Genomic DNA, 14,302 nt, shown 5'->3' with positions numbered 1-14,302 from the left:
AGCGATGACTGACCCCAGCCTGACGGTCCTCCAGGTGCTGCCGGCGTTGGAGACCGGCGGCGTCGAGCGCGGCACGGTGGATATGGCCGAGGCGCTGGTCGCTGCAGGGCACCGTGCGCTGGTCGTGTCCACAGGCGGCTCGATGGTCCGCCAGTTGACGCGTGTGGGCGCCGAACACGTGGAACTGCCTGTGCGCTCCAAGAACCCGCTGGCAATCTGGCGCAACATCGGGCGGCTGGCCCGCCTGATCGAGACCGAGAATGTGGATCTGGTGCACGCCCGCTCCCGCGCGCCGGCCTGGAGTGCGATGTACGCGGCCCGCCGCACGAAGAGGCGCTTCGTGACCACGGTCCATGGCGCCTATGGCGTCGGCAACCGTTTCAAGCGCGCCTACAACAGCGTGATGGTGCGCGGCGACCGGGTCATCGCGATTTCGGAGTTCATCCGCGATTATGTCATCGAGCGGTACCCGGAATCGAAACCCGCGCGCGTCGTGGTGATCCCGCGCGGCGTCGATCTGGACCTGTTCCATCCGGGCGACGTGCCGGCGGCGCGGCTGATCCAGCTCTCGGAACTCTGGTCCCTGCCCGATGGGGCGCCGGTGATCCTGCTGCCGGGCCGGCTGACCCGGTTGAAGGGACAGCCCGTGCTGATCGAGGCCCTGTCGCTGATCGCCAATCGGGACGGGGTGGCGGTCTTCGTCGGCGGCGACCTGGGCCGCGACGCCTACAAGGCGGAACTGCGGCAGATGGCGGAACGCTTCGGGGTCGCCGATCGGGTCTGGTTCGTCGGCGCCTGCCGCGACATGCCCGCGGCCTATTCGATCGCCAGCGTGGTGGTCTCGGCCTCGACCCAGCCCGAAGGCTTCGGCCGCATCGCCGTCGAGGCGCAGGCCATGGGCCGGCCTGTGATCGTCACCGATCATGGCGGCAGCCGCGAAACCGTGGCGCCCGGCGAGACCGGCTGGCGCGTGCCGCCGGGCGACGCGCGCGCCATGGCCGCCGCACTGGACGAGGCGCTGGCTATGACCCAGCCCGAGCGCGACGCACTGGCCGGACGCGCGGTCGCGCACGTGAAGGCCAACTACACCAAGGAACTGATGTGCCGCCGGACCCTGGACCTCTACCGGGACCTGCTCGCGCAGCGGGATTAGGCGCCGCGTCGCCGGCGAGAAGGGAGCATTCGATGAGCGTGAACAGGCAGGTGGTTATCCGTGAACTGCCGCAGGGCGAGCTGGAGCCGGAGCATTTCGAGAGCCGCGAAAGCGAAATTCCCTCGATCGCCGAGGGCGAGGTTCTGGTGAAGACGATCCTGATGTCGATCGACGCGGCGAACCGGGCCTGGATGCAGGGCGCGACCTACCGCGATGCGGTAAAGGCGGGCGATGTCATGCACACCTATGCCATCGGCGAGGTGGTCGAATCGAAGGCGGACTCGCTCGCCGTCGGCGACATCGTTGCGACGGAGTCCGGCTGGGCGGAGTATGCCGCGGTCCGCGCCGGCGCTGCCGAGAAGTTGCCGGCCCTGCGGCCGCTCTCGCACCTGCTGTCGGTCTACGGCATTGCTGGCAAGACCGCCTATCACGGGCTGGTGGGCGTGGGCCGGCCGAAGGCGGGCGAGACCGTCGTCGTCTCCGCCGCCGCCGGATCGGTCGGCATCTTCGTCGGCCAGATCGCGAAGGCGCTTGGGTGCCGGGCGGTCGGTATCGCCGGCGGCAGGGAGAAATGCGACTGGGTGGTCGAGGAACTGGGTTTCGACGCTTGCGTCGATTACCGCGCCGGCAACCTGTTCCGCGAGTTGAAGGCCGCCTGTCCGGATAGCGTGGACATCTATTTCGACAATGTCGGCGGACAGATTCTGGAGACGGTGCTGTTCCAGATGAACGAGAAGGGCCGGGTCGTCTGCTGCGGCGCCGTGAGCCAGTATGACACCACGGCGCCCAGCGGGCCGCGCAACTTGCCCGGCCTGGTAGTGGTGAAGCGCCTGCGCATGGAGGGCTTCATTGTCATGGACTTCGCCGACGACGATGCCCGCGCGCTGGCCGACCTGCGCCGGTGGGTCGAGGCCGGCGAAGTGAAGGTCGTGGAGGACATCGTCGATGGCCTGGAGAACGCCCCGGGTGCGCTGATCGGCCTGCTGGCCGGCGAGAACCGCGGCAAGCGCATGGTGCGCGTCGCGCCGGACCCGGCCTAGGTTCAGTCGTCGCGGCGGATATGCCGCGTCAGCCGCCGTTCCAGCCGGTCCCAGACAAGCCGCAGGGACTCGACGATCGCGAGGTAGAACAGGGCCGCCCAGATATAGGTCTGGAAGTCGTAGGTGCGCGAGAAGGCGCGCCGGGTCTCGCCCATCAGGTCCAGTACGGTGATGATCGCGACGATGGCGGAGCCCTTGATCATCAGGATGATCTCGTTGCCATAGGGCCGGAGGGCCACGATCAGCGCCTGGGGCAGGATGATCTTGCGGAAGGTCGCCCAGCGCCGCAGGCCCATGGACTGGGCCGCTTCCCACTGCCCCTTCGGCACGCTCTCGATGGCGCCGCGGAGGATCTCCGCCTGATAGGCGGCCGTGTTCAGCGTGAAGGTGAAGACCGCACAATTCCAGGGCTCGCGGAAAAATGTCCACAGACCGGCCTGCCGCAGCTCGTCCACGAAGACGCCCGCGCCGTAGTAGACGAGGAATATCTGCGCCAGCAGCGGCGTGCCGCGGAAGAAGTAGACATAGGCGAAGGCCGCCCAGCCGGCGGCGCGGTTCGGCGACATGCGCCCGAGCGCGACCGGCAGCGACAGCATCGCGCCCAGAACCACCGACAGGCCGACGAGCTGGACCGTCACCCAGAGACCGGAGAGGTACTTCGGCGCGTATCTGGCGAAGAACGCCGTGTCCCAGCTGTCGGCCAGAAACGCAATGATTCCAAGGCCCAACAGGCCGAGCAGCGTGATGACAGCGTAGCCCAGGGCGCGTTCGCCGCGCGCGTGGCGTCGCCGGGGCGGCGGCGCAGGGCGGGGCGCGATGGTGTCATTCGTCCAGGCGCCCCTCATGTCCGCTGCTCCGACCGCGTTGCCCAGCGGTGGATCCCGCCGATGGCGACAGAAGAGAGCAGCGCGAGAACGAGATAGAGCAGGCATGCCGTGCCGAAGAACAGGAAGGCGTCCTTGGTCACGCGGGCGGCTATTCCCGTCTGTCGGATGATGTCGGAAAGCCCGATGACCGAGACCAGAGCGGTTTCCTTCAACAGAATCATCCACAGGTTCGTGAGGCCGGGCAGCGCGATGCGGATCAGTTGCGGCAGGATCACCAGCCGCATCGTGGTGACGCGCCCCAGGCCCAAGGCATAGGCGCCTTCGTACTGGCCGCGCGGGATGGCGCGGAAGGCCGACAGGAAGACTTCCGAGGCGAAAGCGGAGAATACCATGCCCAGCGCTGCCATGCCGGCGACGAAGCTGTTGATCTCGATGGCCGTTTCGGCGCCGAACAGGCGGGCCAGTTCCTGGATACCGATCTGGGCGCCGTAATAGACGAGGAACAGCGTCAGCAACTCCGGCAGGCCGCGGAAGACGGTGGTGTAGATTCCGCCGGCCAGGCGGAGCGTCGCCTCGCTCGACTGACGCGCCAGCGCGACCAGGAATCCGAGCGCGAGGCCCAGGGGCAGCGTCGCGAGCGCGAGCGAGACGGTAACGCCGACGCCGGAAAGGATCTCGTCGCCCCAGCCGTCGGCGCCGAAGGCGAGAAGCTCGAGCTTCTCAGGCAATCAGCACCGATCCGCCCCGGGATTGGAACCCGGGGCCCGGTTGAGCTGTCGGCCAGTCATCATGCGCCTGGATGAGCAGGGCGGGATGGCCCGCCAGGCCATCCCCCACCCCTCTGTTCGGGCTTACCCGCCATAGGCGTCGAAGGTGAAGTACTTGTCGTTGATTTCCTTGTACCTGCCATTGGCGCGGATCGCCTTGATGGCGGCGTTGAAGCGCTCGGCCAGTTCGGTCTCGCCCTTGCGCACGGCGATGCCAGCGCCCTCGCCGTGGATCTCCGGCACCGGCTTGATGGTGCCCACGATCCTGCAGCAGGCGCCGTCCTCGCTGTTGACCCATTCCTCGAGCACCGTGACGTCGTCGGTCACGGCGTCGAGCCGGCCATTGGCAAGGTCCAGCTTGTACTCGTCGGCGGTCGGGTACATGCGCAGGTCGGAATCGGTGTAGGTCGTCTCGGCGTAGTTGGAATGCGTCGTCGAGGACTGCGCGCCCACGGTCTTGCCGGCCAGGGCCCGGGCGTCGACGCCGGTAATGTCGGAATCCTTCGGCACCGCGATGGCGGGCGGGGTGTTGTAGTACTTCTCCGAGAAGTCGACCTTCTTCTTGCGCTCGTCGGTGATCGACATGGACGCGATGATGGCGTCGAACTTGCCGGCCTGCAGGGCCGGGATGATGCCGTCCCAGTCCTGGGTGACGAAGACGCATTCCACCTTCATCTCGTCACAGAGCGCATTGGCGATGTCGATGTCGAAGCCGACAAGCTTGCCGTCGGCAGTGAGGTTGTTGAACGGGGGGTAGGCGCCCTCCGTGCCGATGCGCAGGGGTTCGGCCTGGGACGCGCCGGCGGCGACCGTCATGGCGACGGCGGCGGCGGTGAGGGTCAGGAACCTTCTCATGTCTCGCAATTCCTTCCGGTTCGAGGTGGCCGGCGCGAGCCTTGGCGACGCGCGCCATTGGCGGCTATCCCATGAACTTTCCGGCCCGTTGACAACCGAAATCCGCGATGACGTGGCGTCAGTGCCGGATTGCCCGGTCGATCAGGGCGATGAGCGCTTCGGCAAGGTCCGCGGCATCGCGGTCGGTGACCAACTTCAGGTTGCCTTCGGCGCCCAGCGAGAAGATGCCGTGCAGTCCCGCCCAGATCACGCGGGCGACCACCGCGGGCGGGTAGGGGAAGTCGCCGGGCAACCGCGCGACCGCGCGTTCCACCACCGCCAGGCCGTCGTTCAGCTTGGCGACGTACCAGTCGGGCGCCGCCCCCGGGTCGGAAAGGGAGTAGTCGAAGACCGCCTGCCAGCGATGCCGGTTCTGTTCAACGAAGTCCCGGTAGATGGCCAGCAAGGCGCGAAGGTCGGGCTCGGCGCCGTTCCGTTCGGCCGCGGAGAGGGCGGCCACCAGGTCGTCGATGGTGCCGGCGTTGACCCGCATCATCAGCTCGTCGGCGCTGTCGAACACGTTGTAGAGCGTGCCCGGCGAATAGCCGATGTCCCGGGCGATGCCCCGCAGCGTGACCTTGTCCAGTCCGGCGTTCCCGATCTTCGCGCGGGCGGCGTCGACCGCCATCGCCCGGATTTCGTCGTGGGTATGGTCGGACCTGCGCGCCATGGCGTGCCTCCGTTTCGGTTCCGGGGCGTTGTGTGCCACGCGCGGCGGAAAATTTCACGGGAAAAATATACAGTGTTCAAAAAAGTTATTGAACGTCGTTCAAAAATGCCTATCTTGCGTTTTGAACGCTGTTAAATATCCGGGGGGATATGATGAACCTTCAGCCGAACGACACCATGGGCCAGGCCGGTAGCACCGGTTCGGCCGACACCTTCGAAGCCGGGCTGCGCAAGGCCGCCCGGCAGCCCGAGACCGCACAGGCCGACGTTCTGCGCCGGATCCTTGCGCGCAACGCGGAGACCGTCATGGGTCGCCGCCACGGCTTTGCGGCCATCGGCGACGTCGAGGCCTACCGCCGCGCCGTGCCGGTGCACGAGTTCCACGCCCTGCGTCCGATGATCGAGATGCAGCGCGCCTCCGGTCAGCCCGTGCTTTCGGCGGACCGCCCCGTCACCCACCTGCCGGCGTCCGGCGCCGTCCGGCGCTGCGACCGTGTTCCGCTCGTCGCCGGCGATCTGGCGTACAGGGCGCGGGCCCGCGAGGTGGCGCACCGGGCGCTGGCGCGGGAAAGCGGGTTCGCCGCCGGCCGCGTGCTGGATCTCGGCGCGCTCGCAGGGACGGCGGGGGCGGACCCCGTTCCGGGCCTGCGCCAGATCCTCGACCTGGAAGCGCGCGCTTATGTCGTCGCGCTGCTCTGGCTCGGCCATCGCGACGTCACCGGCATCGACGCCGGCCGTCTGGAGAGCCTGGATCTGCTGCAGGATGTGCTCGGGCGCCATGGCGAGCGGCTGCTGGCGGATCTGGAGGGCGGCGAGTTGAGCATCGCCGACCGTCTGCCATCGGGTCTCGCCGCCGCTGCGCGCGATGCGATCGCGCCGGACGACGGGCGTATCGAAGAACTCTCGCTGGTGACGGCACAGGAAGGCGTTCTGAGCGTGGCGTCGGTCTGGCCGTCGCTGACGGTCGTCGCCGCGGACCTCACCGCCGACGATTCCGGCCGCCCGGCCTGGCTGCCCATTCGGGTGCGCATCGTCGATACCGGCTGCGAGCTGAGCGAGGTCCGGGCCACCGTCGCCATGGGCCTGGGCGAGACCTTCCTGCCCCTGCTCACGGAAGCCTATTTCGAGTTCGCGGAGGTCGATGCCGAGCACCCGGCGCCGGCGGCGTTCCTGGGTCTCTACGGGATCCGCCCCGGACAGGACTACCAGGTCTTCGTGACGACCATGTCGGGGCTCTACCGCTATCGCCTCAAGGCCACGGTGCGGGTCGACGGCCATCTCGGCCGCTGCCCGACGCTGCGGGTGCGCCGCCACGATCTCCAGACCGGGCTGGCGGAACAGGCGCGGCTGCAGGTCTCCCAGGCCAACGCCGCGGCCGGCGAAGCGCTGGACGCCGCCTTCGGCGATCCGCCGCGTTTCACCCTGCTGGGCGGCCCGCGCAAGGGAACCTTCCGGCTGCTGCTGGAGCGCCGTGCCGACGTGGAGCCGCGTCTGGCGGCGATTGCGGAGGCTGTCGACCGCCGCCTGCGCCGGGCGAGCCTGGCCTATGACACCGCGCGGGCGGACGGAGCGGAGGCGGCGGTAACCGTCGGCTTCCGGGAGCACCGGCCAGCATCGGCCCGCCAGAGCGCACAGATGGACTGCAGCGCAGCCTAGAAATTCTCGACGAACGGCCTGAGTTCCACCTCCCAGGACCAGGCATTGCGCGGCTGGTCAAGCACGGCCAGATAGGTTTGCGCGATCGCGTCGGGATCGAGGAAGGAGTCGGGTTTGCCCTCCGGCTCCTTCCGCGTGTCGGAGCGCACGCCGCCGTCGATAACGAAGTGAGCGATGTGGATGTTCTTCGGCGACAGTTCCCGCGCCAGCGACTGGCAGAGACCGCGCAGGGCGAACTTGCCCATGGCGAAGCTCGACGAGTTGGGATAGCCCTTTACACTGGCTGAGGTTCCGGTGAAGAAGATCGCGCCATGTCCCTGATCCAGCATGCGTTTTCCCGCCTGCTGCGCCACCAGGAAACCGCCGAAACCGGAGATGCGGATGGCCATTTCCACATCCGCCGGATCGAGTTCGGCGATGCCGCCGCGGGCCCGGCTGGAGGCGTTGTAGAGGACGAGATCGACGCCGCCCATCTCCCGGTCCGCCGCCTGGAACAGCGCCGCGACCGAGGCCGGATCGCCGGCGTCGCAGCTTTCCGTCAGCGCACCGGTCTCCGCGGCGAGATCCGCCAGCTTGTCCGTGTTCCGTGCCGCCAGCATGACCTTGGCGCCGCGCGCGGCCAGCCCCTTGGCGAAGCTGGCCGAGATGCCCTTGCCCGCGCCGACGATCAGCGCCCGTTTCACGTCCATGATTCCATCCCTCCGGTTTGACGCCGGCCCGCCCCGGGACTTGATCCCGGGGTCCAGTCCGGCATCGCCGCTGCACTGGGTTCCGGGGTCGAGCCCCGGAACGGGACCGATGTATCGCGGCCCGTCCCGTTGTCACGCGCAGCCCGCCACTTGATCGCCCGCGCCGCCGGCGTAGGTTGAACGCAAGGCGTTCGGGAGGGCATCGATGAACGACATGGCGAACCGCTGGCAGTTCTGGATCGACCGGGGCGGCACCTTCACCGACATCGTCGGCCGCAGGCCCGACGGTTCGGTGGTCACCCACAAGGTGCTCTCCGAGAACCCGGACCGCTACAAGGACGCCGCGCTGCAGGGCATCCGCGACCTGCTGGGCCTGGAGGCCGGCGATCCGATACCCGACGCCGGGATCGAGGCGGTCAAGATGGGCACCACGGTCGCCACCAATGCGCTGCTGGAGCGCAAGGGCGACCGCTGTCTGTTCATTACGAACAAGGGCTTCTCCGATGTTCTTCGTATCGGATATCAGAACCGACCGAAGCTGTTCGCGCTGAAGATCGAACTGCCGGAAATGCTCTATGAACGCGTGGCCGAGGTGCCGGGACGCGTCGACACCAACGGCGAAGAGCTGGAGCCGCTGGACGAGGCCGCGGCGCGCCAGGCGCTGCAGGCCGCCTTCGACGACGGTATCCGCGCCGTCGCCATCGTCTTCATGCATGGCTTCCGCTTCACCGCCCACGAGGAACGGGTGGCGGAGATCGCCTGCGAGACCGGCTTCACCCAGGTCTCCACCAGCCACGGCACCAGCCCGCTGATGAAGATCGTCAGCCGCGGCGACACCACGGTGGTCGACGCCTATCTCTCGCCGATCCTGCGCCGCTATGTCGACCAGGTGGCGGGCGAACTGGGCGACGCCCGGCTGATGTTCATGCAGTCGAATGGCGGGCTGACCGACGCGCGGCTGTTCCAGGGCAAGGACGCGATCCTGTCGGGGCCCGCTGGCGGCGTGGTCGGCATGGTCCGCACCGCCGCCATGGCGGGCTTCGACCGGGTCATCGGCTTCGACATGGGCGGCACGTCCACCGACGTCAGCCACTACAACGGCGAGTTCGAGCGCGCCTTCGAGACGGAGGTCGCGGGCGTGCGCATGCGCGCGCCGATGATGCTGATCCACACCGTCGCCGCGGGCGGCGGCTCGGTTCTGCATTTCGAGGCCGGACGCTACCAGGTCGGCCCCGATTCGGCCGGCGCCCATCCCGGTCCCGCCTGCTACCGCAATGGCGGCCCGCTGGCGGTCACCGACTGCAACGTCATGCTGGGCAAGCTGCAGCCGGAGCAGTTCCCCGCCGTCTTCGGCCCGAACGGCGACGCGCCGCTGGACGCCGAGGTCGTGCGGGAGAAGTTCGCGGAACTGGCCGACCGCATCGCCGAGGAGACCGGTGACCGCCGCACGCCCGAACAGGTCGCGGCCGGGTTCCTCGATATCGCGGTCGAGAACATGGCCAACGCCATCAAGAAGATCTCGATCCAGCGCGGCTATGACGTCTCGAAATACGTGCTCAACTGCTTCGGCGGCGCGGGCGGGCAGCATGCCTGCCTGGTGGCCGACAAGCTGGGCATCGAGACCGTGCTGCTGCACCCCCATGCGGGCGTGCTCTCCGCCTATGGCATGGGCCTCGCCGACACCCGCGCGCTCAGGGAGAAGACCGTCGAGAAGCCGCTGGCAGCGGAGAACATGGACGCGATCAAGGCGGTCCACGACGAGCTGGCCGGGCAGGCGCGTCGGGAACTGCTGGACCAGGACGTGCCCGAGGCGAAGATCGAGATCCATCTGGGGGCGCTGATCCGCTACGAAGGGTCGGATACCGCGCTGGCCATTGCCTTCGGTGGGCTGGAGGAGGTCGAGCGGCGCTTCGCCGAGGCCCACCGCCAGCAGTTCGGCTTCGAGAGCCCGGAGAAGACCATCATCGTCGAGGCCGCCACCGTCGAGGCCGTGGCGCCGGGCGAGGTGATCGAGGACGCTGAATCGGAGACGGGCGAGGGCGCGCCCGAGGCGCTGGCCGAAGTGCAGGCCTGGATGGACGGCGACTGGCGCCACACCGGCGTCTTCGACCGGGAGGCGATGCAGCCGGGCGAGGCCATCGACGGCCCGGCGATCGTCACCGAGGCCACGGCGACCACCATCGTCGAGCCCGGCTGGCGCGCCGAGATGACGGGCAAGCGCCATCTGGTGCTGCGCCGCGTCGAGGCCCGCTCCGGCGCGCGCGCCATCGGCACCGAGGCCGACCCGGTGATGCTGGAGATCTTCAACAACCTGTTCATGAACATCGCCGAGCAGATGGGCGTCGTCCTCGAGCGCACGGCCTATTCGGTCAACATCAAGGAGCGGCTGGACTTCTCCTGCGCCCTGTTCGACGCGGAGGGCGAGCTGATCGCCAACGCGCCCCACATGCCGGTCCACCTCGGCTCCATGTCGCAGAGCATCAAGACGGTGATCCGGGAAAACGCGGCCACCATGAAGCCCGGCGACGTCTACATGCTGAACGCGCCCTACAATGGCGGCACGCACCTGCCCGACGTCACCGTGATCGCGCCGGTCTATGACGAGGCGGAGACCGAGGTGCTGTTCTATACCGCCAGCCGCGGCCACCATGCCGACATCGGCGGCAAGACGCCGGGCTCCATGCCGCCGGATTCGAAGACGGTCGAGGAGGAGGGCGTGCTGCTGGACAATGTCCTGCTGGTCGACGGCGGCCGCTTCCGCGAAGGCGAAGTCGTCGAGATCCTGACCTCGGGCAGGTATCCGGCGCGCAACCCGAAGCAGAACCTGGCCGACCTCTCGGCGCAGATCGCCGCCTGCGAGAAGGGCGCGCGGGAGCTGAAACGCATGGTCGACGATTTCGGCCTCGACGTCGTCCGCGCCTATATGGGCCACGTCCAGGACAACGCCGAGGAGTCGGTCCGCCGCGTCATCGACGTCCTGAAGGACGGCGAGTTCGAATACCCGATGGACGACGGCTACGTCATCCGGGTGAAGGTGACCATCGACCGCGAGGACCGCTCGGCGGAGATCGACTTCGCCGGCACCTCGGAGATGCATCCGACCAACTACAACGCGCCCACGTCGGTCGCCATGGCCGCGGTGCTCTACGTCTTCCGCTGCCTGGTGGACTCGGATATCCCGCTGAACGGCGGCTGCCTGAAGCCGCTGCACGTGAAGATCCCGCAGAAGTCCATGCTCCGGCCCGAATACCCGGCCGCCGTGGTCGCCGGCAATGTCGAGACCAGCCAGTGCATCACCGACGCGCTGTTTGGCGCGCTGGGCGTCATGGCGGCGGCGCAGGGGACGATGAACAACTTCACCTTCGGCAATGACCGCTACCAGTACTACGAGACCATCTGCGGCGGCTCCGGCGCCGGCGCGGACTTCGACGGCACCGACGCGGTCCACACCCACATGACCAACACCCGGCTCACGGACCCGGAGGTGCTGGAGTTCCGCTTCCCCGTGATCCTGGAGGATTTCCACATCCGCCGCGGCTCCGGCGGCAAGGGCCGGCACAGGGGCGGCGACGGCACCTTCCGCCGGATGCGCTTCCGGGAGGCGATGACCGCCTCGCTGCTCGGCTCCCACCGCGTCGTGCCGCCCTTCGGCCTGGAAGGCGGGGCGAACGGCGAGGTCGGCCGCAACTGGGTCGAGCGCCGGGACGGCTCAACGGAGGAACTGGAAGGCCGCGCCATCGCCAAGCTCGAACCCGGCGACGCCATCGTCATTTCGACGCCAAGTGGCGGCGGGTTTGGCAAGCCAGCGTAGCCGCATGGCCCGCTGGGGTTGGCTGGGCCGGCCAGCGGGCCTGCTGAATCGTGCGGGGTCCAGCGCCGCGTCGCCAACAAACAGGGTCCCGGGATCGAGTCCCGGGACGCCGGGGGGGCTTCGCCGGCCCCAGGACTCCACTGGAAACAGGTGCCGAGTCCTGCGCGGCGCACAGCGCCGGCGCGGGACCCATGCCTGAGCCGATCCGGTGACGCGGCGCTGCTGACATTGCCGTGAGGCAGGCGCCGGATCGCGGTGACCTGTCCGCATGGCTTGCCCGGCCGGGCCGGGCGATGACGCAATTCATGCGCGGAGGTTTATTCCGCAGGGTGCGGCGGCAATTCGTCCCTTTCATCCCGGTGACGCATTCCTATGTCTGATTTCGGGCGTGGCGATGACGCGCCCGGGCGCGTCCGCAGGCACAAGAAGAACCACGAGGGACAACATGCCAGACGATGCCACGGCCTTGCCGCACGGGGGTCCTGACCCGGAAACGGCGGCCTTGACCCCTGAGCGCTACCGGGCCGTGCGGCAGCGGAGCGAGGCGCTGGCCGCGCCGCTCTCGCCCGAGGACCAGGTGGTGCAGGCGATGGAAGACGCCAGCCCGACCAAGTGGCATCTGGGCCATGTGAGCTGGTTCTTCGAGACCTTCGTGCTGCGCCCGCACGCGGCGGACTACCGCGCCTTCGACGAGCGCTACCACTACATCTTCAATTCCTATTACGAGGCCGAAGGCCCCCGCCAGCCCCGGCCGCAGCGGGGCATGCTGACCCGGCCGCCGCTGGACGAGGTCATGGCCTACCGCGCCCATGTGGACGAAGCCATGGCGGCGCTGCTGGAAGTTGCGAACGATCCGTCGGGCGCGGTCGCGGGGCTGACGGAACTCGGCCTCAACCACGAACAGCAGCATCAGGAGTTGCTGCTGACCGACGCGCTGAATCTGCTGTCGCGCAATCCCCTCAGGCCGGCCTACGCGACCGACGGCGCGCCGCCCCTCGCCGAGGCCGCCGCGCCGCCGTTCGGCTGGATCGACTTCGAGGGCGGTATCCGGGAGATCGGCCATGCAGGCCCCGGCTTCGCCTTCGACAATGAGGGGCCGCGCCACGAGGTGTTGCTGCGGCCGTTCCGTCTGGCCGACCGGCCGGTGACCTGCGGCGAGTGGCTCGATTTCATCGCCGACGGCGGTTACCGGCGGCCGGAACTGTGGCTGGCCGACGGCTGGGCCACGGTTCAGGCCCAGGGCTGGAGCGCGCCGCTCTACTGGGAGCGGGACGCCGAGGGCGGCATCGAGGTCATGGGCCTCTACGGGCTGCGCCCCGTCGAGCCTGCCGCGCCCGTGGCCCATGTCAGCTTTTACGAGGCCGACGCCTTCGCCCGCTGGGCCGGCAAACGCCTGCCCACCGAGGCCGAATGGGAGTTCGCGGCGGAAGGTCTCGTCCCGCCCGGGCCCGAACCCGAGGCCCTGCTGCCGCGTCCCGCCGCGGCGGGCGAGGGGCTCAGGCAGATGTTCGGCGCAGTCTGGGAATGGACCGCCAGCCCCTACGGCGCCTATCCCGGCTTCCGTCCGCCGGCCGGCGCGGTGGGCGAATACAACGGCAAGTTCATGGCCAACCAGTTCGTGCTGCGCGGCGGCTCCTGCGTCACGCCGCCGGGCCATGTCCGCGCCAGCTACCGCAACTTCTTCTATCCCCATCAGCGCTGGCAGTTCTCCGGCCTGCGCCTCGCGGAGGACCTGTCATGAACATCGCCGCCGACACGCACCTTCGGGGCTTTCTCGACCTGGAGCCGGAACTGGAGGACTTTCGCACCGCCATCCTGGAGGGGCTGGCGAAACCGCGGAAGGCGACGCCCGCCAAGTTCTTCTACGACGAGGAGGGTTCGCGCCTGTTCGAGCGCATCTGCGAGCTGCAGGAATACTATCCCACCCGTACCGAGTGCGGCATCCTGCGCGACCATGCCGACGAATTGCGCCGCCTGCTGCCCGAAGGCGCGACGGTGATCGAGTTCGGCAGCGGCTCCGCCGACAAGATCCGCCTGTTCGTGCAGGCGCTCGGGCGGCCGCAATGCTACGTGCCGATCGACATCTCACGCGACCATCTGCTCGACAATGCCGGCGCCTTCGCGGCCGAGAACCCGGCGATCGAGGTGGTCGCGGTCTGCGCCGACTTCACCGACCCGGTGCGCCTGGACGATGTCGTGCCGAAGGGCCCGCGCATCGGCTTCTTCCCCGGTTCCACGATCGGCAATCTGAGCCGGGACGAAGCGGCCGAGTTCCTCCGCGGCGCGCGCCGGACCGTCGGGCAGGGCGGCTTTCTGGTGATCGGCGTCGACCTGAAGAAGGACCCGGCGATCCTGGAGGCGGCCTATGACGACGCCGAGGGCGTGACGGCGGCCTTCAACCTCAACCTGCTTCGGCGCATCAACCGGGAACTGGACGGCGATTTCGAGCTCAACGCCTTCAGCCACCGCGCCGTCTGGAACGATGACGAGGGGCGGATCGAGATGCATCTGGTCAGCGGATGCGACCAGGCCGTGACCGTCGCCGGCCGGCGCTTCGACTTCCGCGAGGACGAGACCCTGCACACGGAGAACTCCCACAAGTACGGCCTCGATGAATTCCGGGCGATGGCGGAGGACGCCGGCTTCCGCGCGCGGCGCAGCCTGACCGACGCCAACGGCCTGTTCAGCGTGCACGTCCTGGAAGCGGCGTAGCTGTAGCGTCCCGGAGATCTGACGCCCTTGGACCCCGGATCGTGTCCGGGGCAGGCTCGATCCAAGGGCCCAGCGAACTGAAGG

The 14,302-nt window shown here is 68.6% G+C and carries 11 protein-coding genes; 6 read left to right on the top strand and 5 right to left on the bottom strand.

Annotated features, from left to right (window positions below):
• Positions 1-4: 4 nt before the first annotated feature.
• Entirely contained in the window at positions 5-1,153 is a 1,149-nt protein-coding gene (locus TEF_14220; protein ID ANK81824.1) for a glycosyl transferase, read from the top strand.
• A 32-nt stretch (positions 1,154-1,185) separates the two neighbouring features.
• Positions 1,186-2,193, top strand: coding sequence for an NADP-dependent oxidoreductase (locus TEF_14215; protein ANK81823.1), 1,008 nt, complete (start codon positions 1,186-1,188; stop codon positions 2,191-2,193).
• A gap of 2 nt (positions 2,194-2,195) precedes the next feature.
• Here the strand turns inward: TEF_14215 and TEF_14210 are convergent, their stop codons facing one another.
• From TEF_14210 to TEF_14195, 4 genes are all read right to left on the bottom strand, one after another.
• Positions 2,196-3,038, bottom strand: a complete 843-nt coding sequence (locus tag TEF_14210; protein ID ANK81822.1) for an amino acid ABC transporter permease — start codon at positions 3,036-3,038, stop codon at positions 2,196-2,198.
• Complete coding sequence (locus TEF_14205) at positions 3,035-3,748, bottom strand: ABC transporter permease (protein ID ANK81821.1); 714 nt, start codon at positions 3,746-3,748, stop codon at positions 3,035-3,037. Before TEF_14205 ends, TEF_14210 begins: the two co-directional genes overlap by 4 nt.
• Positions 3,749-3,871: 123 nt before the next feature.
• A complete protein-coding gene (locus TEF_14200) occupies positions 3,872-4,642 on the bottom strand; it encodes an amino acid ABC transporter (GenBank protein ANK81820.1) in 771 nt (256 codons plus the stop codon).
• Between the two features lie 118 nt (positions 4,643-4,760).
• The gene (locus TEF_14195) at positions 4,761-5,351 is read right to left on the bottom strand and encodes a hypothetical protein (GenBank protein ANK81819.1); all 591 of its coding nucleotides are present in this window, start codon (positions 5,349-5,351) and stop codon (positions 4,761-4,763) included.
• A 149-nt stretch (positions 5,352-5,500) separates the two neighbouring features.
• Between TEF_14195 and TEF_14190 the strand changes: the two genes are divergently transcribed.
• A complete protein-coding gene (locus TEF_14190) occupies positions 5,501-7,006 on the top strand; it encodes a hypothetical protein (GenBank protein ANK81818.1) in 1,506 nt (501 codons plus the stop codon).
• Here TEF_14190 and TEF_14185 read toward each other — a convergent pair.
• The gene (locus tag TEF_14185; protein ID ANK81817.1) at positions 7,003-7,695 is read right to left on the bottom strand and encodes an oxidoreductase; all 693 of its coding nucleotides are present in this window, start codon (positions 7,693-7,695) and stop codon (positions 7,003-7,005) included. The genes TEF_14190 and TEF_14185 overlap by 4 nt on opposite strands.
• Positions 7,696-7,900: 205 nt before the next feature.
• Here TEF_14185 and TEF_14180 point away from each other — a divergent pair, with 205 nt between their 5' ends.
• The 3 genes from TEF_14180 to TEF_14170 all read left to right on the top strand — a co-directional run bounded on the left by TEF_14180 (position 7,901) and on the right by TEF_14170 (position 14,218).
• Complete coding sequence (locus TEF_14180) at positions 7,901-11,506, top strand: 5-oxoprolinase (protein ANK81816.1); 3,606 nt, start codon at positions 7,901-7,903, stop codon at positions 11,504-11,506.
• A gap of 466 nt (positions 11,507-11,972) precedes the next feature.
• Positions 11,973-13,247 carry a hypothetical protein gene (locus TEF_14175; GenBank protein ANK83492.1) on the top strand — a complete coding sequence of 425 codons (1,275 nt, stop codon included), beginning with the start codon at positions 11,973-11,975 and terminating at the stop codon, positions 13,245-13,247.
• On the top strand, positions 13,244-14,218 hold the full coding sequence (locus TEF_14170) for a dimethylhistidine N-methyltransferase (protein ID ANK81815.1): 975 nt from the start codon (positions 13,244-13,246) through the stop codon (positions 14,216-14,218). Before TEF_14175 ends, TEF_14170 begins: the two co-directional genes overlap by 4 nt.
• Positions 14,219-14,302: the final 84 nt, after the last annotated feature.

The organism is Rhizobiales bacterium NRL2 (assembly GCA_001664005.1).
Taxonomy (GTDB): domain Bacteria; phylum Pseudomonadota; class Alphaproteobacteria; order Minwuiales; family Minwuiaceae; genus Minwuia.
Note: the sequence above shows the minus strand (reverse complement) of the source record. Positions and strands in the feature narration are given on the sequence as shown.